Origin of the sequence: Streptomyces sp. NPDC057280 (assembly GCF_042668605.1) — a bacterium.
In the GTDB taxonomy this organism is placed as follows: domain Bacteria; phylum Actinomycetota; class Actinomycetes; order Streptomycetales; family Streptomycetaceae; genus Streptomyces.
Window position 1 is genome coordinate 738,741 of the sequence record NZ_JBHUYR010000001.1, and the last position, 21,250, is coordinate 759,990.

The 21,250-nt window shown below is 71.0% G+C and carries 21 protein-coding genes; 10 read left to right on the top strand and 11 right to left on the bottom strand.

All coding sequences use genetic code 11. The annotated features are described in order from the left end of the window. Positions 1-8 precede the first annotated feature (8 nt). Positions 9-659: a response regulator gene (locus ACFUO4_RS03325; protein WP_383479430.1), complete on the bottom strand. Its 651-nt coding sequence runs from the start codon at positions 657-659 to the stop codon at positions 9-11. After that, on the bottom strand, positions 647-1,864 hold the full coding sequence (locus ACFUO4_RS03330; RefSeq protein WP_383479432.1) for a sensor histidine kinase: 1,218 nt from the start codon (positions 1,862-1,864) through the stop codon (positions 647-649). Before ACFUO4_RS03330 ends, ACFUO4_RS03325 begins: the two co-directional genes overlap by 13 nt. Positions 1,865-1,999: 135 nt before the next feature. Between ACFUO4_RS03330 and ACFUO4_RS03335 the strand changes: the two genes are divergently transcribed. From ACFUO4_RS03335 to ACFUO4_RS03355, 5 genes are all read left to right on the top strand, one after another. Further along, complete coding sequence (locus tag ACFUO4_RS03335; RefSeq protein WP_383479434.1) at positions 2,000-2,500, top strand: hypothetical protein; 501 nt, start codon at positions 2,000-2,002, stop codon at positions 2,498-2,500. A gap of 82 nt (positions 2,501-2,582) precedes the next feature. Continuing rightward, positions 2,583-3,668: an ABC transporter substrate-binding protein gene (locus tag ACFUO4_RS03340; protein WP_383479436.1), complete on the top strand. Its 1,086-nt coding sequence runs from the start codon at positions 2,583-2,585 to the stop codon at positions 3,666-3,668. Positions 3,669-3,688: 20 nt separating this feature from the next. Further along, positions 3,689-4,072 (top strand): VOC family protein, encoded by a 384-nt coding sequence (locus ACFUO4_RS03345; RefSeq protein ID WP_383479438.1) that lies wholly within the window; start codon positions 3,689-3,691, stop codon positions 4,070-4,072. 106 nt (positions 4,073-4,178) lie between these two features. Continuing rightward, complete coding sequence (locus tag ACFUO4_RS03350; protein ID WP_383479440.1) at positions 4,179-4,925, top strand: SDR family oxidoreductase; 747 nt, start codon at positions 4,179-4,181, stop codon at positions 4,923-4,925. A 92-nt stretch (positions 4,926-5,017) separates the two neighbouring features. Next, positions 5,018-5,950 carry a sigma-70 family RNA polymerase sigma factor gene (locus ACFUO4_RS03355; RefSeq protein WP_383479442.1) on the top strand — a complete coding sequence of 311 codons (933 nt, stop codon included), beginning with the start codon at positions 5,018-5,020 and terminating at the stop codon, positions 5,948-5,950. A gap of 37 nt (positions 5,951-5,987) precedes the next feature. On the opposite strand, the gene ACFUO4_RS03360 is transcribed toward ACFUO4_RS03355, so the two are convergent. Then, entirely contained in the window at positions 5,988-9,683 is a 3,696-nt protein-coding gene (locus ACFUO4_RS03360) for a family 78 glycoside hydrolase catalytic domain (protein ID WP_383479444.1), read from the bottom strand. A gap of 256 nt (positions 9,684-9,939) precedes the next feature. On the opposite strand from ACFUO4_RS03360, the gene ACFUO4_RS03365 reads away from it, so the two are divergent. Next, complete coding sequence (locus tag ACFUO4_RS03365; RefSeq protein WP_383479446.1) at positions 9,940-10,548, top strand: TetR/AcrR family transcriptional regulator; 609 nt, start codon at positions 9,940-9,942, stop codon at positions 10,546-10,548. 29 nt (positions 10,549-10,577) lie between these two features. On the opposite strand, the gene ACFUO4_RS03370 is transcribed toward ACFUO4_RS03365, so the two are convergent. Continuing rightward, the gene (locus ACFUO4_RS03370) at positions 10,578-11,078 is read right to left on the bottom strand and encodes an NUDIX domain-containing protein (RefSeq protein WP_079310018.1); all 501 of its coding nucleotides are present in this window, start codon (positions 11,076-11,078) and stop codon (positions 10,578-10,580) included. A gap of 144 nt (positions 11,079-11,222) precedes the next feature. Beyond that, positions 11,223-12,092, bottom strand: a complete 870-nt coding sequence (locus ACFUO4_RS03375) for an alpha/beta fold hydrolase (RefSeq protein WP_383479448.1) — start codon at positions 12,090-12,092, stop codon at positions 11,223-11,225. 229 nt (positions 12,093-12,321) lie between these two features. On the opposite strand from ACFUO4_RS03375, the gene ACFUO4_RS03380 reads away from it, so the two are divergent. After that, positions 12,322-12,891: a TetR/AcrR family transcriptional regulator gene (locus ACFUO4_RS03380; RefSeq protein ID WP_383479450.1), complete on the top strand. Its 570-nt coding sequence runs from the start codon at positions 12,322-12,324 to the stop codon at positions 12,889-12,891. A 90-nt stretch (positions 12,892-12,981) separates the two neighbouring features. Here ACFUO4_RS03380 and ACFUO4_RS03385 read toward each other — a convergent pair whose 3' ends face one another. The 4 genes from ACFUO4_RS03385 to ACFUO4_RS03400 form a co-directional block, all read right to left on the bottom strand. Next, positions 12,982-13,896, bottom strand: coding sequence for an RNA polymerase subunit sigma-70 (locus ACFUO4_RS03385; protein WP_383479452.1), 915 nt, complete (start codon positions 13,894-13,896; stop codon positions 12,982-12,984). Between the two features lie 11 nt (positions 13,897-13,907). Then, positions 13,908-14,462, bottom strand: coding sequence for a dihydrofolate reductase family protein (locus tag ACFUO4_RS03390; protein WP_383479454.1), 555 nt, complete (start codon positions 14,460-14,462; stop codon positions 13,908-13,910). 112 nt (positions 14,463-14,574) lie between these two features. Beyond that, on the bottom strand, positions 14,575-15,276 hold the full coding sequence (locus tag ACFUO4_RS03395) for an SDR family oxidoreductase (protein ID WP_383479456.1): 702 nt from the start codon (positions 15,274-15,276) through the stop codon (positions 14,575-14,577). Positions 15,277-15,367: 91 nt separating this feature from the next. After that, a complete protein-coding gene (locus ACFUO4_RS03400; RefSeq protein WP_383479458.1) occupies positions 15,368-16,015 on the bottom strand; it encodes a DUF6461 domain-containing protein in 648 nt (215 codons plus the stop codon). Between the two features lie 306 nt (positions 16,016-16,321). Here ACFUO4_RS03400 and ACFUO4_RS03405 point away from each other — a divergent pair, with 306 nt between their 5' ends. Then, entirely contained in the window at positions 16,322-16,633 is a 312-nt protein-coding gene (locus tag ACFUO4_RS03405; protein WP_383479460.1) for a hypothetical protein, read from the top strand. 29 nt (positions 16,634-16,662) lie between these two features. On the opposite strand, the gene ACFUO4_RS03410 is transcribed toward ACFUO4_RS03405, so the two are convergent. Next, positions 16,663-16,998, bottom strand: a complete 336-nt coding sequence (locus tag ACFUO4_RS03410) for a hypothetical protein (protein WP_383479462.1) — start codon at positions 16,996-16,998, stop codon at positions 16,663-16,665. 243 nt (positions 16,999-17,241) lie between these two features. Here ACFUO4_RS03410 and ACFUO4_RS03415 point away from each other — a divergent pair, with 243 nt between their 5' ends. Further along, positions 17,242-18,066: an NAD(P)H-binding protein gene (locus ACFUO4_RS03415; protein ID WP_383479464.1), complete on the top strand. Its 825-nt coding sequence runs from the start codon at positions 17,242-17,244 to the stop codon at positions 18,064-18,066. A 19-nt stretch (positions 18,067-18,085) separates the two neighbouring features. On the opposite strand, the gene ACFUO4_RS03420 is transcribed toward ACFUO4_RS03415, so the two are convergent. Continuing rightward, positions 18,086-19,759, bottom strand: coding sequence for a serine/threonine-protein kinase (locus tag ACFUO4_RS03420; protein WP_383479466.1), 1,674 nt, complete (start codon positions 19,757-19,759; stop codon positions 18,086-18,088). 137 nt (positions 19,760-19,896) lie between these two features. Here ACFUO4_RS03420 and ACFUO4_RS03425 point away from each other — a divergent pair, with 137 nt between their 5' ends. Continuing rightward, positions 19,897-21,141, top strand: coding sequence for a MalY/PatB family protein (locus ACFUO4_RS03425; protein ID WP_383479468.1), 1,245 nt, complete (start codon positions 19,897-19,899; stop codon positions 21,139-21,141). The last annotated feature ends 109 nt before the right edge of the window (positions 21,142-21,250 follow it).

Consider the following 21,250-nt stretch of genomic DNA (forward strand, 5'->3'; position numbering starts at 1 on the left):
ATCGCGCCCTATGCGGTCGCAACGCCCAGGAAGCGCAGCACCGCCAGGACGCGGCGGTGGTCGGCGTCGGCCCTGGGCAGGTCGAGCTTGGTGAAGATGCTGTTGATGTGCTTGGCGACCGCGCTCTCGCTCACCACCAGCTCGGCGGCGATGCCGGAGTTGGACCGGCCGCCCGCCATCAGCTCCAGCACCTGCCGCTCGCGGGGGGTCAGCCGGTCGAGCGGATCGCTGTGCCGGCGCACCAGCAGCTGCGCGACGACCTGCGGGTCGAGCGCGGTGCCGCCGGCCGCCACGCGGCGTACCGCCTCGGTGAACTCCTCGACGTCGGCGACCCGTTGCTTGAGCAGATAGCCGACGCCCGAGGTGTTCGTGGCGAGAAGATCGGCGGCGTACCGCTCCTCGACGTACTGCGACAGCAGGAGCACGGCGGTACGCGGATACTGGCGGCGGATCACCAGCGCGGCGCGTACTCCCTCGTCGGTGAAGGCGGGCGGCATGCGCACGTCGACCACGGCGATGTCGGGCCGGTGCTCCTCGACGGCCGCCAGCAGCCCTTCCGCGTCGGCGACTTGCGCGCACACCTCGAAGCCGGCCGTCTCCAGCACCTTGGCCACGCCGATGCGCAGCAAGACGGAATCCTCGGCGATCACGGCGCGCACGGCAGCTCCACGGTGACGACGGTCGGGCCCCCGGCGGGGCTGCGGCAGGAGAACGTACCGTCGACGGACGCGACGCGCTTGGCGAGCCCGGCGAGCCCGGTGCCGGCGCCGACCGTCGCGAGATCCGCGCCGCCCGTGCCGTCGTCCGTGACGATCACCCGCAGTGTCTCCTCGATCCGCGCCACGGTCACGTCCGCCCGGGTCGCCCGGGCGTGTTTGACCACGTTCGTCAGGGCCTCGGAGACCACGAAGTACGCCACGGCCTCGATCGTGGGTGAGGGGCGCCGCGGCAGGTCCACCGCCACACGCACCGGGATCGGGGTGCGGGCGGCGACCCCGGACAGCGCGGCGTCGAGGCCGCGGTCCTCGAGGACGGCCGGATGCAGGCCGCGCACGAGGTCGTTCAGCTCGGCGATCGCCTCCTTCGCCTCGCGGTGCGCGTCGTCGATCACCTTGCGGGCGTCCTCCGGCAGGTCGCCGAGGGTGGCCCTGGCCAGGCCCAGGTTGACGGCGAGTGAGACGAGGCGCTGCTGCGCGCCGTCGTGCAGGTCGCGCTCGATCCGTCGCCGTTCGGCGTCGGCGGCATCGAGCACGCCGGCCCGGCTCTCGGCGAGGTCCGCGACCCGGCGGGCCAGCTTCTCCGCGCGGCTGGGACCGAGCAGGACCTCGGCCGCCCGGGTCTCCAGCCGCATCAGGGCGCCGGTCAGCCGGGGCCCGAGGAACAGCAGGGCGAGGCCGCCGGCGGTGATGTACGCAGCCTGCGGGGTGTACCCGAGGTCGGTGACCCGCCACTGCGGGGGCAGCGCCCAGATCCACACATAGAGGGAGGCGGCCGCGACAGCGGCGGCCCAGAGGGCGAGGACGGCGAGGTCCAGGACGGCGAGCGGCGGACCCGCCACGGCGTGGTAGCAGGCCTGCCGCCACAGGGCCCGGCCGGTCAGCCTGCGCATCACCGACTTCCTGTTGACGGCGGGGCGCGGGAGGTCCTTGCCGACGAGCGCCCGGTAGCGCCGCCGCTGCCCGGCGGTCAGCAGGGGGGTCACCACGAGCGTGAGCAGCACGGGCAGCGGAATCACGGCAGGCGCCCCCGCGATCGCACCGGCCAGCCAGAGCCACAGAGGGATGACGGCGAGGTGGAGCGGCAGGCCGGCGGCGACGAGCGCCATCCGGTGTCCCGCCGGCCGCAGCCACGTGGTGAGTTGCATGCGTCAAACGGTAAAGCCGCTGGCCATCCCTCTGCCATGACGCTCTTGCCCGGTTCCGGGGTGCACTTTTCTCCACCCCGGATCGGCACCCTGCGTGACTGACGGCGCCCTGGTGTGCCGCGGAGGGTGGAGCACATGAAGGGAAGAGCCGACGGGGAGCGGGAGAAGACGATGCGTCAACTGGTGTTGTGCGATGAGGATGTGGCCGGTGCCGGGGTCCTCCCGCACCACGAAGAGGCGGCGGAGCCGCGTCCGGCGCGGGGCATGCGGCGGGCCGGGTGGCTGCTGGTCGCCTGCGGGCTCGCCCTGCTGCCGTGGTTGTACGTGCTGGCCACCGGCCTGCCGGCCACCGCGACCGCGGCGCACTGGCCGGTCGCCTGGGTCGGGCTGGACGCACTGGAGGCGCTCGGCCTGATCGCCACCGGCCTCCTCGCCGCCCGCGGCGACCGACGGCACGCCCTGACCGCCGCCGCGAGCGCGACGCTGCTGGTGGTGGACGCCTGGTTCGACACCACGACCGCGGCCCCGGGCGGCGACTTCGCCACCGCGATCGCCATGGCACTCGGCGCCGAACTGCCCCTCGCCGCCCTGTGCGGCAGGCTGGCGCTGCGAGCATTTCCTCTGTCAGCCGGGTGATCCCGACGAAACCGCCAAGTCTTTGTCGTGGATCATCGTGGAGTTGCATCCGAGAGAAGTGCCTCCAGGGGGAACCACCACTATGAAGACGACCGAGCCGGCCGCCGTGCGGATCGGTGTGCTCGCCCCGCTCACCCGGCCCGGCTGGGTCGAGGCGGGTCAACATCTGCTCGCCGGGATCGAGTTGGGCACGCGCGAGGTCAACGCGGCCGGTGGGATCGCCGGCCGGCCGCTCGAGCTCGTGGTGCGGGACACCGCGGCCGATCCGGAGAAGGCCGTGGCGGCCGTCGACGAGCTGGCGGGTCAGGGGGTGGCAGCTCTGGTCGGCGAATATCACAGCGTCGTAGCCCGTGCCGCGGCCACCCGGGCCGACGCCCTCGGGCTGCCGTACCTCTGCTCGTCGGCCGTGCTCGACGCGCTCACCGAGCAGCCGACGGAGTGGGTGGCGCGCCTGTCGCCACCGCAGTCGCGCGGCTGGCGGGTCTACGCGGACCATCTTCTCGGCGCGGGCCACCGCCGTGTCGTCGTGGCGACCCAGCCGAGCGTCTACTGGGCGACCGGCACCCGTGTCCTGCGGGACCACTTCGCGGCGCACGGCGGCACGGTCGTCGAACTCGACGTGAGTGAGCTCGCCCCCGCCGCCGTGTGCGACGCCCTCCTCGACCGGCGCGCGACGGCCCTTCTCCTGCTGGTCGGCCACCCGGAACCGGCCGTGCCGATCGTCCGGGCCGTACGCCGTGACCCGCGCCTCACCGAGGTCCTGCTCGGCGCTCCGGCCGGACAGCCCGAGTTCGCCACGTGGGCGACGTCGCTGGGCGCCGACGGCACCGCGATCCCGTTCCTGCGCTATCTGCCCGAGCGCCTCACCCCGCTCGGGGCACGCGTCGAGGCCGACCTGCGCGCACGGCTGGCCGGCGCGCCGTCGTTCGTCGCCTTCGAGGGCTACGACACGATCGTCGCCCTCGCCGACGCGCTGCGCGCCGGCGGCACGGACCGGGCGGCCGTCGCCGCGTCCTGGCCACGGATCGCGGTCGAGGGCACCCGCGGCCGCATCAGCTTCTCCCGCGCACCGGGCATCGGCGTCCGGCAGTGGACCTGGCCGCCGATCCAGGTCGTGGACCGCGATCCGGCGGAACCCGGCCGCTTCCGGGTGCTTCGCACCGGCTGAGACAGGGAAGGCTCGCGATCATGGTTTCGGTGGTGCAGAACGTCGCGATCGACTGTGCGGACGCCTATGAGCTGGCCCGGTTCTGGAGCCGGGTGACCGGCCGTCCGCTGCATCCTGAGGACGGCCCGGGCAGCCGGGAGACTCAGGTGCAGCTGGCGCAGGGCCCGGTGCTGTACTTCAACCAGGTGCCCGAGCCCAAGACCGTCAAGAACCGCGTCCACCTGTGTCTGCGTCCCGAGACCTCGCGCGATCAGGAGGTGGCACGGCTGCTGGGCCTAGGTGCCACGTTCGTCGCCGATCACCGCGATCCCGACGGTTCCGGCTGGGCGGTCCTCGCCGATCCGGAGGGCAACGAGTTCTGCGTCCTGCGCAGCGACTCCGATCGGGCCGTCATGAACGCCTGACGCACCCGCCCCGGCTTTCCCTCGCCACGTGTCACAAAGACGGCCGCTGCCCGGTCTTCTCTTGTGCAGAGCAATGTTCTCCAGGGAATCCCGAGAGGAAGCCGTGATGAAGGTCGTAGTGATCGGTGGCACCGGGCTCATCGGCTCGAAGGTGATCGACCGGCTCGAAGAGCACGGTCACGAGGCCGTCGCGGCCGCGCCCAGCACCGGCGTCGACACGCTGACGGGTGAGGGACTGGCCGAAGTCCTCAAGGACGCGTCGGTGGTGGTCGACGTGTCGAACTCGCCTTCTTTCGAGGATGCGGCGGTCATGGAGTTCTTCCGCACCTCCACGGCCAACCTTCTCAAGGCCGAGGCCGAGGCCGGCGTCGGGCATCACGTGGCGCTGTCCGTGGTCGGCACCGACCGCCTCCAGGGCAGCGGCTACTTCCGCGCCAAGCTCGCCCAGGAGGAGCTGATCAAGGCGTCGGGGGTGCCCTGGACCATCGTCCACGCCACGCAGTTCTTCGAGTTCGCGAAGGGGCTCGCCGACGGGGTCACCGAGGGCGACACGGTGCGGTTGCCCGCCGGCAAGATCCAGCCCATCGCCTCCGACGACGTGGCCGCGGCCGTCGCCCGCGCCGCGGCCGGATCGCCGGTCGGCGGGGTGGTGGAGGTCGCGGGGCCCGAGGCGTTCGAGCTGGAGGAGTTCATCCGCAGGGGCCTGACCGCTCTGAATGATCCCCGCAAGATCGTCACCGACCCGCAGGCCACCTACTGGGGCGCCGAGTTGCAGGAGGACACGCTGCTGCCGGGCCCGGGCGCGCACATCGCCGAGACCCGCTTCGCCGACTGGCTCGCGCGTCGGCGGTGATCCAGGCCGTCGGCGGCCCGGACGAACTACGCTCCTGGAAGCGACACTGACGGCGGCGTCCGGGACCGCGGAGAAGCAACGAGGGAGCAGTCGTGACGTCCAGTGACAGCGGCGCCGCACCACCGGACCGCACGACGAGGGACCTCGATGACGCCGTCTCGGTGTTCCTGCAGCAGAGGGGGCGTCTCTTCGGCATCGCCTATCGCGTGCTCGGCAGTGTGACCGAAGCCGAGGACGTGGTCCAGGAGGTGTGGCTGCGCTGGCAGAAGACCGACCGTTCCGTGGTGGACAACCCGGTGGGCTTCCTGTCGACGACCACGACGCGGCTGGCCATCAACGTGGCGCACTCGGCGCGGGTGCGTCGGGAGTCCTACATCGGACCGTGGCTGCCCGAGCCCGTCGACACGAGCGCGGACCCGGAAGTGGGCGCGGAGCGCGCGGAGGCGCTGGAGCTGGCCCTGCTGCTGGTGCTCGAGCGGCTCAATCCCACCGAGCGCGCCGCCTACGTGCTGCGTGAGGCGTTCGACTACGGCTATCCCGAGATCGCCGCCATGCTCCGGCTGAGCCTCGCCAACGTACGGAAGATCGTGAGCCGGGCCCGCCGGCACGTGCTGGACGAGACGCGGGCGCCGGTGGACACCGCCGAGCACCGGCGCCTCCTGAACGCCTTCGTCACGGCTGCCCGGACGGGCGACGTGGCCTCGTTGGAGGCCCTCCTCACACCCGACGCCGTCAGCCTGTCCGACGGCAACGGCGTCCGGGGCTGCGCTCGCGTCCCCGTGCTGAGCGCGGCCGGCGTGGCCCGGCTGTCGAGCCATCGGTCGGGATGGCGCGACACGGAGACGGAGGCGGTCGCCGCCAACGGCCGTCCGGGCGTCCTGATCAGCCGAGAGGGGCGGCCCTTCGCCTTCCTCACGGTGGTGGCCTCGCAGGAGGGCATCCACCAGGTGCTGTGGGTGTTCAACCCCGACAAGATCGCCGCGTTCCTCGGCTCCCGGTCCCGTGGCGCCGCAGCCCTCGGCTGAGACCTGCCCGGCGGCCCCCTCCCCGGTCTCCGGCCGGTCAGGCGTTGAAGCGGTACGAACCCGCTCGCGCCCGGTACACCTCGTACGCGGCGCCCCCCGAGGTGTCCTGGCGGACGTGGTGCACACCGCGGGGCGCGCTGACGGGCCCGCCCTGGGCGGGAACCCAGATCTCGGCCTCGGTGTTGTACGGGACGGTGACGGCGAGGGCGATCCTGCCGTCCGCGCGGCGCCGCCACTCCGACGACACCGTGCCGCGCACCGTGTCGATCGAGGCGGTGACGTGGTCGAGGGTCGCGGGGGCGAGGTCGGTGTCCTGAGTGTCCTTCGGGACCCGGCTGTTGACCGCCGCGGCGGGGATGTACGGGCGAACGCGCAGCGTTTCGTAGGCGGTTGACGTCGGCCTGATCCCGGCGAGGCTCTGGTAGAACCAGGTCGCCACGTTGGAACGGTAGTGGTGGTTGACGGACAGCCGGTCCGTCCACTGCTCCCACAGCGAGGTGGCGCCCTTGGCGATCTGGTACACGTAGCCGGGTGTGCCGGTCCGGGTGACGGCCTGCAACGCGACGTCCGTGTAACCGTGTTCGCTGAGGATGTTGAACTCGTAGCGCGAGCCGTACATGTCGTTCTGGAGGTGCTGGTCGGCGGCCACGATCCGGTCGGCGAGCAGCTTGGCGAGGGACTTGGTGTTCTCGTCGACCGTCTTCGTCCCGGCGAGGTGGCGGGGGTCGTCGGGGTCCAGGTCGGAGCCGGGGACGAGGCCGAAGGCGATGGCCATGGCGTTCTCGCTGGAGATACTGCCCCGGGTGAAGCACCCCTTGGTCTCGTCCCAGTAGTTCGCGATGAACGCCTTGCGCAAAATACGTGCCGACTGCGCGTAGTGGGCGGCGCGTTCGGTACGTCCGAGGCGGCGGCCGACCTTGTCCATGTAGTCGCAGAAATGGATGTAGAAGGCGAGGCTGATGACGGCGTTGCTGCCCGGGGCCTCCGCGCCGGAGTAGGCGCCGAGGGAGGCCTCGAACTCGTAGTCGTTCTCGGCGGTGAACAGCGTCTCGTAGTACCTCAGGAGCGCGTCCTGGTGGTCGTAGAGCTCGGCGAACAGGGTGCTGTTGCCGTAGTACGTGTAGAGCTCCCAGGGGATGACGAAATAGGCGGAGTCCCAGGCCGGAACCGCCTTCCACGCAGCGTTCCAGCCGGGCGTGCGGTCGTAGCCGTAGCCGCCCTTGGCGACCGGGACGATCATGGGCAGTTGGCCGGTGGAGATCTGGTTGTCGGGGAAGTGCCGGAGGTAGGTGGTGAACAGGGCGTTGACGTCCCAGGTCAGCGACTGCGACTCGGAGCTGGCCATGGCGTCGCCGGTCCAGCCGTTCTTCTCTCTGGACGGGGTGTCGGTGGGCTTCTGCACGAGGTTGTTCTGCTCGGCCCATTCCAGGTTCCGCTGAAGGCGGTTGAGCAGGGCGTTGTCGGTGCCGAAGGTGCCGGTGCGGGCGAAGCCGGAGCGGGCGACGCCCACCGTCAGCACGTCCAGGTCCCGGGCCGGGTCGGGGGCGCGCCCGAGAGCCGCTTCGAGGTTCATCACCTCCAGGAAGCGGAAGCCGAAGTGGCTGAACTGCTGCTCCCAGGTCTGCGTCGGACGCCTGCCGAGGGTGTAGTAGTGCGTCTGAAGGTTGGCGTCGTGCTGGAAGTTCTCCTCCTCGACGGCGAGCGGTGAGGCGGCCGTGCCGTCGCCGCCGACAATCCGGTTTCCGCCGCGGATCCGCAGGGTCAGGCCCTCCCTGTCGGGGCGGACGCCGGTGAGGGACAGCCGGACGAGGCCGGTGAGGATCTGGCCGTAGTCCAGGACCCAGATGCCGGAGCCCGGGGCCGTCTCGGTGATCGACACCGGGCGCAGGGTCTGGCTCACCAGCACCGGTTCCGCCTCATGGGCTCGCACGGCGGCCGGCGTGAAGCCGTCGGGGACGCTCGTGGCCGGGAGCGGGCCGTGGTGCTTCGGCGCCGGGCTCACGCAACTGCCCGGCGGTATCAGGACGGTTGCCGCCCGCCAGTCCCGCCCGGGACGGTGGCCGGCCCGCCGCCACTCCCCCAGCTCGTCCGCGCGCCGGGCGTCGTACTTCTCGCCCGAGTAGACCGAGTCGAAGCTGGTCGGACCGTCCGCGGTGAGCCAGCCCTCGTCCGTGACGAGGGTCGTCGCCGAGCCGTCCGCGTACGTCACCACGAGCTTGGCCCGCAGCCGCGGCTGGCCGGCGTAGGGCGCGAGTTGCCAGTACCACTCCTGAGGGGTCGTCACCCCGTACCAGCCGCGGCCCAGTTCGGCGCCGACGACGTTCTCCCGGCCCGCCCTGAGCAGCGCGGTGACGTCGAAGGTGTCGTACAGGACGGTGCGGTCGTAGGTGCTCTGGTCGGTGAGCAGCCGGGGCACGTTGGTACGGCCGGCGGTGGCGCGTCTGCCGTCGACGGTGAGGGGGTCGCCGTTGACGGTGAAGGTGACGTTCCCGGCCGCACTGAGGTGGAGCCGGGCCCGGGTGATGCGCCGCCCGCGGGGCAGGGTGAACGCGCGGCGCAGGAGCGGTGCCGGGGCGGCGATGGGGAGGACGGCGTTCTTGGCGGGGATGTAGGGGTTCTTGGGCGGGAACGTCAGACCGTCGAGGGTGGCGGTGCCGCTCTCGAACGGATTGGCGCCGGTCGTGAGGTCGGCGGCGAAGTCACGGGCGCCGGTGCCGGTCACCGTGACGCGGCGGACGGTGGCCGAGGTGCCGCCGGCGAAGCCGAAGCTGCCGTGGCGGCGGATCTCGTCGCCGGTGAGGGTGCGGGTGTCGACCTCGACGTCGTTGACCCTGGTGGTGACGGTCAGGCCGTGGACCTCGACGACCACGGTGTGGTCCCGGGCGGCCCAGGTGTCCTTGGTCAGACCGGTCGAGGCGGGGAGGTCGACCGTGCCGACGGGGACACTGCGGGTGCCCGCGGTGGTGGGGTTGGTCTCGCTCTGGGGGTCGTACCGGTTCACACCCCAGTCTGGCTCCGAAGTGCCGTCGTCGACCCAGGTGTTGCCGGCGTAGTGACTGGTCCTCATGACCAGTTGCATGGCGTCGCCGGTCCGGCGGAGGGTCCAGTTGAGGCCCTCGCCCCAGGTCTTGCCGATGGGCTCGGCTCGCAGGAGCAGGGAGAGGCCCCCGGTGGGGTCGGGTCCGCCGCGGAAGACGACGGTCGCGGTCTGATCCTGCCAGTCGTGGTCCTGCGCCACCCGGCCACCGATCCAGCGGGCGCCCGCCCAGTCCGCCTCCCCCTTCAGCAGCCCCGTCTCCCACCGGGCGGGCTCGCTCCAGGGCCCTGGCCCGTCCTGCTCGTCCCAGGTCCGCACCCGCCAGAAGTACGCCTGCTCCGACCGCAGTGGCCCGCCGCGGTACGGCACCCCGGTGCTGACGGACCCCGTCACCTTGCCGGTGCGCCAGACGTCCGAGGCGCCGGGAGCGCTGCCGACCTGGATCTCGTACGCGCTCTGCCTGCTCACCGGGGGCAGCCAGCTGAACGCCGGTGCCGTCTCGGTGCCCAGGGGCGCGACGCGGGAGTTGACCTGAAGGTTCGCCGGCGCGGAGTTGCGCCCGCCGGCCGCCGCGGCCACGGCGTCCGGTGCCGCGGCGAGCGGGAGGGCGGCCCCCACGCCGCCCGCGGCCACCGCCGTCATGATGCCGAGCAGGTGCCGGCGGCTCAATGCGGCGGTTCTGTTGTCCTCGTCCACAGCTCACCTCGTTTGAAACGTTTCAATACCTTCCAAGCGGAAAGCTTACGAACGGGTCGGGCCGAAACACAATGGGTGTGCCGGGTCCGGGTTCTCCCAGCGTGAGGGCGACCGACCCACCCCTGGGAGGCGGCGAAGAGTACGATCAACGTTCGTCATCAGGGCGACGCGTACCGCCCGGCGTTACTCGGCGCTGCCTACCCCCCGCCGCCCGCCGCCGCCCGCCACCGGCCGCGCCGGAGAAAGTGAGCAGCTTGTGGGTGAGGCGAAAGCGCGAGGTCCGTACGCCAAGACGCCGGCCCGCCGGGCCGAGATCGTCCGGGCGGCCCGCGACAGCTTCGCCGAGAAGGGCTACGCCAAGGCCTCCCTGCGGGACATCGCCGAACGCGCAGGCATCACCCACGCGGGCCTTCTCCACCATTTCCGCAACAAGGACGAGCTCCTGGCCGAGGTGCTCGCCCGGCGCGACACCGACGAGTGGGCCCAGGGAGTGAGCCGGGTCGACTCGCTCGACCGGCTGGCGCCCTACCTCGTGGAACTCATCCGGCACCATCAGAAGGCGCCCGAGCTGATGCGCCTGTGGATCGAACTCGCGGCAGCCGCCTCACGTCCGGACCACCCGGCCCACAGCTACTTCGTCGAACGCTACGAACGGGGTCGGGGCCAGTTCGCCGGGGGCCTCTCCGACGAGCCGTCCCGCGCCCGCCTCCGCAAGGACGTGACCCCTCAGAGCGCGGCGGTCCTCTTCCATGCCGTCCTCAACGGCCTCCAACTCCAGTGGGTGCTCGACCAGGACCTCGACATCCTGGGTCCGGTCACGGACTTCGTACGGCTGCTCTTCGACGACGCACCCTCAGACGACTGACCGAACCGGCCCGGCGTTCTTCCCGCACCTCATGCCCTTTCGGCACGGTCGGCGAAGTAGCGGTCCAGGATCTCCTGACTGTCAGGGGTGAAAGTCCGTTCGCGAAGGATCCGCGGCAGGTCGGACTCGCCGATCCAGGCGTGCCAGGCGACCTCCCGCGCGTCCGGCGTGACGGCCCGCGGAATGACGGCGTCGCACACCCCGAGCCAGTGCGGGCTCAGCCCGCTGCGGTTGAGGAACGTGAAGCGCAAGCGCACCGCCGCCGACACCCCCAGCTCCTCCTCCACCTCGCGGGCGGCCGCCTGCTCGTAGGACTCCCCGACCCCCACCGCTCCGCCGATGCCGACCTCGTGATGCCCCGGGAACCGGGGCACCTGCTCAGCACGCCGATGGACGAGGAGGTGACCCTGCCGGTCGTGACACACGACCACGGCGACCCGGTGCAGCCAGCCCTCCCGGACGGCGTCCCTCCGGCTCACCGGCCCCAGCACACGGTCCTGCGCATCGACGCGTTCCACGACTTCGTCCATGCCGCACACGATCGCAGAGCCCACTGACAGCGGCCCGGCACGCTCACCTGTGGGCGGCTCGATTCATCTCGACGACGTGGCCGCCACGGGGAGGCAGCAGCCGGCCGAGTCGGCGGAGTCACGGGCGGGACGCCGACCTGGCCCTCAGGCGACCGCGTTCAGCAGGTCGGCCAGTACGTCGGGACGTTCCAGTGCGATGAAGTGGCCCGCTTTGGGGACCTGGGTGAAGTCGGCGGCCGGCAGCAGTCGCCTGTTGGCTTCCCGGTCGGAGGGGCGGGACCAGTCCTTCTCGCCGTAGACGAGGTGGACGGGCGCCTTGATCTCGGGGTAGCGCGAGCGGGCCGCGATGAGGCTGGGCAGGGCCTGGTACACGGCACGGGCGACGGTCGGGTAGCCCGGGCGGGCGCCCACCCGGAGCAGCTCGTCGACATAGTCCTCGCGCAGCGCGCTCTTGTCGCCGAGGCCGCCCTGAAGGATCGCGCGGAGGGCGGGCCTGGGCTCGGCCTTCGCGATCAGCGGGCCCACGCCGGGTGCGAGGACGCCGCTGACGACCACGCGGGCCAGGAGGCTGGAGCGGGCGATGCCGCCGCGGAAGTCGTACGTGTTCACCGCCACGACACGCCGCACTCGGTCCGGCAGCTCGGCCGCGGTGGTCAGGGCGAGCACCGCACCCATGGACTCCCCCACCAACGTCACGTCGTTCAGGTCGAGTTCGGTCAGCAGCCGCTCGACGCCCGCACGCATCGCAGGCTCGTCGTACGACGCTCCGGGCACGATCTCGGAGTAGCCCATCCCCGGCAGGTCGAGGGCATGGACGGTGTAACGGTCCGCGATCAGCGGGAGGAGGTGGCGGAAGTGCTCGGCCTGGGTGCGCACGGTGTGCAGCAGGACCAGAGGAGCGCCGGTGCCCGCCGTGAGGTACCGCAGCTCCCCCTCCCGGCCGCCGCGAGGGGGGATCGTGTGGCTGGTGGTCCCCGGGATGTGCATCGCGGGACGTGACTCGTGGCTGGTCATCTCGCCGACTCCTTGTGCGTGAGGGATCGACCAAAGGGCCACGACTCTCACCGGAGCATCGGAAACCGATCGGTCTCCACAAAGGTAAACCGATCGGTTTCCACCCGCAAGCCGAATCGGCGGGACGCGCGCACCGGGACGCCCCGGCGCCCACCACTCCCTTCACCGCCCTTCACTCACCGTAAACCGATCGGTTTCCAATGGGCCGGAATCGAGTTACCCTCGCCGTATGACCACCGAAGCACTGCCGAGCTCCCGAGAGCGCCTGCTGGAGGCAGCGGCCACGCTCACGTACCAGGAGGGCGTCAACATTGGCGTCGACGCGCTGTGCAAGGCGGCGGGAGTGTCCAAGCGCTCCATGTACAAGCTGTTCGAGAGCAAGGACGAGCTGCTGGCGGCGAGCCTGCTGGAACGCGCCTCCGCCTATGTGACGACACTCCTTCCCGCGACGGACGACGACCGGTCGCCGCGCGAGCGGATCCTGTACGTCTTCGGACAGGCGGAAGCGCTGGCGGCCGCACCCGACTTCCAGGGCTGCCGGTACCTGGTCGTACAGATCGAACTCAAGGACCCGGAGCATCCCGCGAGCCGGGTGGCCCGCCGGGTCAAGGAGAACCTGACGGCCTACTTCCGCAACGAGGCCGAGCGGGGCGGGGCGAGCGACCCCGACCTGCTGGCCCGGCAGCTGATCCTGGTCTTCGACGGCGCCAGCGCCCGCGCGGGGATCAAGGCCGACACTCAGGGCGGGCTCGTCATTCCCACCGTGACCGCCCTGCTCGACGCGGCGGACCTGCGCTGACACCCCGCCGGCCTCGCGGGCATCCAGCGGCTCGCCGCCTGCCGAGCCCGGCGCGCCGACCGCGGCCACGCTGCTCGACGCGGCAGGTGCTCACGGCGCTTCAGGGAAGCCGAACCGCTTGACGAGCCCTGGATCCCCGAACGCGTTGATTCTCGCGATGCCCGTCGTGGTGACGGTGAGCACGAGGATGCCGTAGGCCCGACCGTTGAGGTAGCCGACCGCCGCGGGCTGGCCGTTCGCGCCGGTCGGCAGCAACCGCCAGGTTCCCGGCGAACCCAGGACGTGCTGGACGAGATAGGGCACGCATGTGGCACGGCCGTCGAACCATGTGCGCCACGGCGTCGCCTCGATCCTGGCGTCGGCACGGAGCAGTCGTTCAAGGGCCGGACCATCGGCGTCCTCGATGGCCGCGATGTAATCAGCGAGTACGCTGCTCAGCTTGCCCGGCTCGCGTGTCTGCTCGACGTCAGGAGGCTCCTGCGCCAGTCGCGCACGCGCGCGCTGCAGCGTGCTCTTCACCGCTGCCGTGCTGGTGCCCATCACCTGCGCCACGTCCGACGCCGGCCACTCCAGCACATCCCGCAGGACGAACACCGCCCGCTGGCGGCCCGGCAACTTCTGGAGCGTGGCGATCAGCGCGATGCGCAGGCTGTCGCGCGCCGCCACGATCGTCGCCGGGTCGAGCATGGAGTCGGGAAGGGGTTGAATCCATGGTGCTTCCGCAGCCGTCGGCGGGGTCATCGGGTCGTCGGCGGGTCCGCCGAGGCCCGCGGGCAGGAAACGCCTACTACGGTGCGACAACGCGGAAAGGCAGGTGTTCGTGGCGATCTGGTAGAGCCAGGTGCGCACCGACGACCTGCCCTGGAAGGCCTCGTACGAACGCCAGGCACGCACATAGGTCTCCTGGACCACGTCCTCGGCGTCGTCCACCGATCCGAGCATGCGATAGCAGTGCGCCAGCAGCTCGCGCCGGTAGCGTTCCGTGTCCGTCGCGAAATCTCCCATCCCGATCGCCGCTACGGGGCATAGGTGAGCGTGACGACTCCTGTCGCGTTCGGCGTTGCCGACACGAACCGCAGCGAGCGCGGCGACGCACTGTCGAAGAGCCGCCTGCCCTCGCCGACGACAAGGGGATGGACGCCGAGGTTCAGCTCGTCGATCAGGTTCTGCTCCAGCAGAGTCCGCGTCAGCGTGAAGCTGCCGTACATCACGATGTCGCCGCCGGGCTGCTGCTTGAGCTTCGCGACCGTCTCTGCCGCTTCACCGGCGAGGACGGTGGCGTTCCAGGGCAACGGGCCGCGCAGCGTCCTCGTCACGACGAGCTTGGGAAGGGCGTTCATCGCCTCGGCGTACGGCCCCGTGTTGCGCGACCACGCCTTCTCGAGGATCTCGAAAGTCGCCCGCCCCAGCAGAAAGGTGTCGCTGGCCAGGAGAGCGTCGGTGGCCCGCCGGCGCGAGATGTCGTCGAAGTAGTCCAGTGCCCAGCCGCCGCGTTCGATCTCGCTGAATCCGCCCGGATCCTGAACCACGCCGTCGAGCGTGATGAATGCCCCCGCGATGAGCTTGCGCATGATGCTCTCCGTCCCCGGGTCGGAGGTTCCGGCCCTCGCACAGAAAGACTCGGGTCGGCTCCGAAAGGAATCGGTCGGCGCGGCCGGCTGCACGCTCTCCCCGACTTCAGGGCTACTTCGCGAGCTGGGGGTACAGCGCGGCCAGGTCACCGGCCAGGCCCGCCTTGACCTGGCGGGAGATGTCATCGGCGAGGACCTCGTGGGCGCCGGTCTCGATGCCGTCGAGGGCGAGGGCGGCGACGTCACGCGGGTCGGACTTGGGGGCGTCGACGCCGGACGCGAGGTCCGTGTCGACGTAGCCGACGTGCAGGCCGGTGACGGCGATGCCGCGCGGCTGGAGTTCGAGGCGCAGGGAGTTGGTCTGCGACCAGAGCGCGGCCTTGGAGGCGCTGTAGGTGCCGCCGAGCGCGATCCAGGACAGCACGGAGTGCACGTTGAGGAGGTGGCCGCCGCCGTTGCGTTCGATGATCGGCACGAAGGCGCGGGCGACGAGGAGCGGACCGTAGAAGTTCGTCTCGAACTCCCGGCGCACGTCGTCGACCGGGGTGTCGAGGAAGGACCCGCCGACCGAGGCGCCGGCGTTGTTGATCAGCACGGTCACGTCCTGCGCCTGCGCGGCGGCCGCCGCGACGGAGGCGGGGTCGGTGACCTCCAGGGCGACCGGGACGGCGTCCGGGTGCGTCACGCTGCGCGGGTCGCGGGCTGTGGCGTAGACCTTGGCGGCGCCTCGTGCGTACAGCTCTTCCACCAGAGCCTTGCCTATGCCGCGGCTGCCGCCGGTGACGAAGACGTTCGTGCCCTTCAGAACGGTCATGACTGCAAGCCTCCACAGATAGGAAACCGATCGGTTTCCATCACGGTAAACCGATCGGTTTCACAATGCAAGCCGATGGGGGCGGCCTGTCTCACAGCCGTTCGCCGGTGAACGCGGCCGCCGGCAGCTCCGCCTCTGTCTCCTCCCAGGGGATCCAGAGGTCCGACTCTGCTTCCAGGAACCGCAGGAACGCCACGTCACCCGGCTCGTCTGCGCCGACGACGAAGCCGAGGGCGGCTTCGGCCGGGACGCCGTTCGTGAGGTGGGGCAGACCGGGCTCGAAGGATGTCACCGGTTCTCCATGGAGGGCATAGCCGACGCGGCTGAAGCCCTTGGCGTTGCGATGGATGCTGAACGCTCTCCCCGCCCGGGACAGTGCGGCGAGGTAAGTCCCCGTGCGGCACTGGAATTCCTCCAGCGCATACGCCCAGCCCGCCGCCGAGCCCGCTCTCACGATGGTGTCGGGCGGGTCGGGGAGGAAGCCTCCGTCCGTCAGACGGGCGACCTCCGCTTCGTCTTCCCAGTCCAGGAAGTCGAGATCACTGATGTGGTCGTCCGCGTTCCTGGTCAGCAACTCGTACGCCGCGGAGCGCGTGAGCGGGACGATGTGAGGCTCCTCGGCGCCGATGCCGCGCAGCAGTTCGTACGGCGAGAGACCCTCGCTGAGGGTGAGCGTGAAGCCGAGGTCGTACGCGTCGGCTATCCAGCGCAGGCCGTTCCGTTCATGTCCCCCAACCATCAAGCCGTCCTCCCGTCCTCATGGCCTGCCCGTCTCCGGCGCCGACCCCGTCTTGGCTCCCACAGCCCCTCCCCAAACCCGCCCCCATCAAGGGCAGGCGCACGATAACCGCCGACACTGACGATGAGGGCCGGGTCAACACTCCCTGCGCTGTACGCTCCCTTCACGGATCGACGCAGTTCTGGGGGCGGGATGCCTGGGTACGGCCGTACGGAGACTGAGTGGGACGAGCTGGTAATTGCCGGTCGCTCCTTCCTTGTCGAGCGAGCGAAGCTGGGCAGGCTCACCTCGTACACGGAGCTCAATGTGACCCTCGCCAGGCGAACAGGCTTCCGTGCCTTCGACTTCGAGCGTGCTGACGAGCGGGCCGCGATGGGCCATCTGCTCGGGCTGATCGTCGAACGAGATCAGGAGATCGCCCCGTCGGACCCGCCCCTCATGCTCTCGGCCCTGGTCAACTACTTGGGTGCCAACGACGCCGGCCCCGGCTTCTATCAACTGGCCAAAGAACTCCGGCTGCTTCCCATGAGCGCGTCAGCAGACGACAAGTTCGGCTTCTGGGCCCAGCAGGTGAAGCGACTCCACGAACGCCACGAAAGTGGCCCCGCCGTGGCCTGAACCGTCACCGCCGCCCCCTCCCGCAGCTCTCAAGGTGACGCCACGAAGCCCGCGGACAGGTCGAGAGGGAAGGGGGCGCCAGGAGAGGTCGGGGTCCAGCCCTCGCGCAAGGCGTGCTCGATGGCACGGGCGACGTCGGACGGCCGTATCGGACTGCCTTCGCGGCCAAGCCAGTTGCTCAGGTGCGGCTGGTCGGTGGTCACCACGAGCGTTGTGCCCGGGCCCGGGCTGTCCGCATGCTCGACCGCGTAGGTGCACGGAGTCCAGGCCATGCCCTGGAAGTAGGTCGGCCGGCGGCGCAGGCGCCAGCGATACGCCGTGCCGTCGACCACGATGCGCCGTGCGCCCTTGCGTCCCAGTGCCATGACTCCCCCCTCGACGGGGCCGATGCTAGCGACTCGCACTCCGGGCTTCGCAGGAATATGCGTGCCGACTACCGGCACCGCTCAACGTCCCCGCGCCGCACGGTCGTAGGCAGGGAGACGTAGGTCAGTTGGTTCCCTGTGCCGATGTCACTGTCGTTCGGCCCTCTTAGGGTCGGTACAGCCAGGGATCGTCCTCAGACCGAGGCCCAACCAGCCCAACCAGCCCAACCAGGAGGAAAATCCGTGATCGTCGTCACCGGTGCTACCGGCAACGTCGGCCGTGCTTTAGTCGAGCGGCTCGTTGCCGAAGGACAGTCCGTTCGGGGCGTGAGCCGCGATCCGATGCGGGCCGCGCTTCCCCCGGACGTAGAAGTGAACCACCTTGAGTCGGAAGGGCTGTTCGACGGCGCCTCGAAGCTCTTCCTGCATGTGCGGGCCACCGGCGACCACACGGAGAGCGTCCTCGAGCGGGCTCGCGCCGGCGGTGTACGACACGTGGTCATGCTCTCCTCGGGGATCATCCGGGAGGGCGCCGACGAGACCCACCCGATCCACCTCATGCACGCGCGTGCCGAGCAACTCGTCCGGGACAGCGGCATGGAGTGGACCTTCCTGCGGCCCAACGCGTTCTCCACCAACGCCTTCCAGTGGGCCCCGCAGATCCGGCAGGGCGACTCCGTGCACGCCCCCTTCGCCGGCGCCGTCTCCGCGCCGATCCACGAGGACGACATCGCCGCCGTGGCCGAGCGGTGCCTGCTCGACCCGGGCCACGAGGGTGCCGTCCACCGGCTCACCGGGCCCGCGGCGACGACCAACGCGGGGCAGGTCGCCGCGATCGGGCAGGCCCTCGGACGCGAGCTGACCTACGTCGAGACTCCCACCGAGGAGGCTGAGGCCACGCTCTTCCCGGAACTGCCGCGGCAGACGGTGCGAGCCCTGCTCAAGTCCTTTGCGGCGACGGTCGATTCCCCACCCGAGATCACCTTCGAGGTCGAGAGCATCACCGGTCGCCCGGCCCGGACCTTCGCGGAATGGGCCGAGGACCACCGGGCCGACTTCGCAGCATGAGCTTGCGTCGGCATGCCTGTCATTCCTCGGCCGGGTACACGTCGGTGACCTTGCCCTGAAGGGTCGCCGCCAGGTAGCCCGACCCGTAGTCGTCGCTGAGATAGACGGCCAGGCCCTTCGGAGTGTCGAGGAGGTCGTTCGGCGACTTGACCACCACGTATCGAAGGTCCGGATCCGGGACGTTCAGCCTCTTGTCCGCCTCCTTCAGAAGCCCGGGAATCTTGTCCCAGGCGACGCCGTCAAGCGTGAAGGGTTGATAGCCGCCCATCAAGCTGCCCTTGCTGAGTCCCTGCTCCACGCCCCTCCCCGGACGGTACGTGTAGCTGTCGTACTTGGTCTTGCTGCCCTTCACCATCACGTTGACCGACACGTACTCGTCGTAGACGGTGAAGTCTCCGTACGTGTCCCGCCCCGTCTCGTCCTCCAACGCCTTGATCGCGGTACGGATGTTGGCCGGTGTCAGCATCGAGCCGGTCGCGAGGGGCTCTTCGGACGGCTTCGGCGTCGATGACGTGGACGCGGATGCCGACGCGGATGTGGAGGGGGACGAGGACGTAGGCGTCGAAGGGCCCGTGCCCAGGTTGTCGCCCTTGTTGTCGTCCAGGGGCAGGAGCCACCACAGCAGGCCCACGGCGCCGGCGAGGGACACGCCCGACACGGCCCGCAGCACTGTCGTACCCGTGCCGCGTCTGCGGGTCGTCGTCGACATCGGTGCCGTGGGCGGTGGGGGTGATATCTGGACCGGGGGTCCGGGGAGGACCGGGGGTGGTCCGAAGCCCGTCGACGGCGGTGGCGCTTGCGGTGGGGTGAGGGGGTAGGACGTCGGTTCGTCACGCGGGGGCGTCGGCAGCGACTCGATCTCCGCCAGTCGTCGGTCCAGTTCGGCCGCGGACGGGCGTGCCGCCGGGTCCCGTACCAGCACCCGCATCAGGAGCTCGCCCAGGGCACCGGCCCGCACCGGGGGCGGCACGTCCTCGTGGAGGACCGCGGCGAGGGTGGCCAGGGTGGTGCCTCGGCGCAGGGGGTGGTGGGCCTCCACCGCGGTGTACAGCATCATCGCCAGCGACCACAGGTCGGAGGCGGCGCCGCCTTCCTGGCCGGTGATGCGTTCCGGGGCCATGAAGTCGGCCGTGCCGATGATGGAGCCGGTGGCGGTGAGGGTGGTCGACTCACGGATCGCCGCGATGCCGAAGTCGGTCAGCACCGGGCGGCCGTCCGGTCGCAGCAGCACGTTGGCGGGTTTCACGTCCCGGTGCTGGATGCCCGCGTCGTGCGCGGCGGTCAGCGCGGCCAGCACGCCGCGGCCGATCCGGGCCGCCTCGGCCGGTGGCATCGGGCCCTGGGCGAGGCGGTCGGCCAGGGAGCCGCCGCTCACCAGCTCCATGACCAGCCAGGGGTACGTGCCGTCGCCGCCGTCGACGATGTGGTGGATGGTCACCACGTTCGGGTGGTCGATGCGGGCCAGCGCCCTGGCCTCGCGCAGTACCCGCTCGCGCAGCATCCGCGCGCCCTCGGGGTCGTACTCGGCGAGGTCGCGGTCCGGCGGGCGGACCTCCTTGACCGCCACCAGCCTGTGCAGCACCAAATCCCTGGCGCGCCAGACCGTGCCCATCCCACCGCCACCGAGACGGGCCTCCAGTTCGAAGCGCCCGTCGACGACGCGTCGTTCGGCGCGTCTGTCTGCCTCACTCATGGGCCGGAGCCTAGCGGGCCGGACCGACCGCCTTCCGCCGCCCCTGGCTGCGACGATGCTTGACTTCGCTCGGCCCGGCTGGCTCGGTGGTGCGTGGTGCACAGCAGCCCCGTCCGTCCCACCCCAGGGAGAGCAGAATGACCGGTCGCATGGATCAGGACCCCGACGGCGCGGAGGTCCGGCGGACGGACCCGCTCGCGCAGCTCACCCTGGAGCAGCTGCGGCAGCGGACCAGCATGAAGTGGCGCACGCACCCCCGGGACGTGCTTCCGCTCTGGGTCGCGGAGATGGACGTGCCGCTCGCTCCGCCCGTGGTCGAGGCCCTGCGGGCGGCGATCGAGCTGGGGGACACCGGGTATCCGTACGGGACCGCGTACGCCGAGGCCCTCGCCGCGTTCGCCGCCGAGCGGTGGCAGTGGGACGGGGTGCGGGTGGAGCGCACCGCGATCGTGCCGGACGTGATGCTGGGCATCGTCGAGGTGCTGCGGCTGCTCACCGATCCCGGCGACTCGGTCGTGGTGTGTGCGCCGGTGTACCCGCCCTTCTACGCGTTCGTCTCGCACGACGCCCGCCACGTCGTCGAGGCGCGTCTCAGTGCCGATCTGCGGATCGATCTGGACGCCATGGAGGACGCCTTCGTGCGGGCCCGAGGCGACGGGCGGCGTGCGGTGTTCCTGCTGAGCAACCCGCACAACCCGACCGGTGTCGTCCACACCCGCGAGGAGTTGGAGGCCGTCGCCTCCCTCGCCCGCCGGCACGGGGTGCGGGTCGTCTCCGACGAGATCCACGCGCCCCTGGTGCTGCCGGGCGCTGTCTTCACCCCGTTCCTCAGCGTGTCCGGCGCCGAGAACGCATTCGCGCTGGCCTCCGCCACCAAGGCGTGGAACCTCGCCGGTCTGAAGGCGGCCCTGGCGCTCGCCGGGCCCGAGGCCGCCGACGAACTCCGGCTGCTGCCCGAAGAGGTCGGCCACGGGGCCAGCCACCTCGGCGTCATCGCGCACACCGCGGCCTTCCGCAAGGGCGGCGACTGGCTCGACGACCTGCTGCTCGGCCTCGACGCCAACCGGGACCTGCTCGGCCGCCTGGCCGCCGAACACCTCCCCGGCGTGCGATGTCACCGCCCCGAGGGCACCTACCTGGCATGGCTCGACTGCACCCGGCTGGGACTGCACACCGAGGCGGGCGGCGACGGACCCGGCGTGGTCAGCGACCTGGCCGGGCCCGCGAAGTTCTTCCTCGACCGGGCGCGCGTCGCGCTCAGTTCGGGGCATGTCTTCGGCTCCGGCGGCGAGGGCCACGTACGCCTCAACTTCGCGACACCGCCCGCCGTCCTGCGCGAGGCGGTGACCAGGATGGGGCGCGCGCTGAGTGACCTTCAGTGAGCCCCGGTTGTCGCGCCGGGCCGGCTCTGTCGCACCGTCCTCCGGGCGGATGGGATTATTTTTCCCACGGCGCAGGGGCCAGGTGCTCGGTCGCGGCCGCGGCGGACGA

Excerpts from the sequence above, each read along its gene's own strand:
- ACFUO4_RS03330 (WP_383479432.1), bottom strand. The coding sequence starts at position 1,864 with ATGCAACTCACCACGTGGCTGCGGCCGGCGGGACACCGGATGGCGCTC.
- ACFUO4_RS03335 (WP_383479434.1), top strand. The coding sequence starts at position 2,000 with ATGAAGGGAAGAGCCGACGGGGAGCGGGAGAAGACGATGCGTCAACTG.
- ACFUO4_RS03340 (WP_383479436.1), top strand. The coding sequence starts at position 2,583 with ATGAAGACGACCGAGCCGGCCGCCGTGCGGATCGGTGTGCTCGCCCCG.
- ACFUO4_RS03345 (WP_383479438.1), top strand. The coding sequence starts at position 3,689 with ATGGTTTCGGTGGTGCAGAACGTCGCGATCGACTGTGCGGACGCCTAT.
- ACFUO4_RS03350 (WP_383479440.1), top strand. The coding sequence starts at position 4,179 with ATGAAGGTCGTAGTGATCGGTGGCACCGGGCTCATCGGCTCGAAGGTG.
- ACFUO4_RS03370 (WP_079310018.1), bottom strand. The coding sequence starts at position 11,078 with ATGGACGAAGTCGTGGAACGCGTCGATGCGCAGGACCGTGTGCTGGGG.
- ACFUO4_RS03375 (WP_383479448.1), bottom strand. The coding sequence starts at position 12,092 with ATGACCAGCCACGAGTCACGTCCCGCGATGCACATCCCGGGGACCACC.
- ACFUO4_RS03380 (WP_383479450.1), top strand. The coding sequence starts at position 12,322 with ATGACCACCGAAGCACTGCCGAGCTCCCGAGAGCGCCTGCTGGAGGCA.
- ACFUO4_RS03385 (WP_383479452.1), bottom strand. The coding sequence starts at position 13,896 with ATGGGAGATTTCGCGACGGACACGGAACGCTACCGGCGCGAGCTGCTG.
- ACFUO4_RS03390 (WP_383479454.1), bottom strand. The coding sequence starts at position 14,462 with ATGCGCAAGCTCATCGCGGGGGCATTCATCACGCTCGACGGCGTGGTT.
- ACFUO4_RS03395 (WP_383479456.1), bottom strand. The coding sequence starts at position 15,276 with ATGACCGTTCTGAAGGGCACGAACGTCTTCGTCACCGGCGGCAGCCGC.
- ACFUO4_RS03400 (WP_383479458.1), bottom strand. The coding sequence starts at position 16,015 with ATGGTTGGGGGACATGAACGGAACGGCCTGCGCTGGATAGCCGACGCG.
- ACFUO4_RS03410 (WP_383479462.1), bottom strand. The coding sequence starts at position 16,998 with ATGGCACTGGGACGCAAGGGCGCACGGCGCATCGTGGTCGACGGCACG.
- ACFUO4_RS03420 (WP_383479466.1), bottom strand. The coding sequence starts at position 19,759 with ATGAGTGAGGCAGACAGACGCGCCGAACGACGCGTCGTCGACGGGCGC.
- ACFUO4_RS03425 (WP_383479468.1), top strand. The coding sequence starts at position 19,897 with ATGACCGGTCGCATGGATCAGGACCCCGACGGCGCGGAGGTCCGGCGG.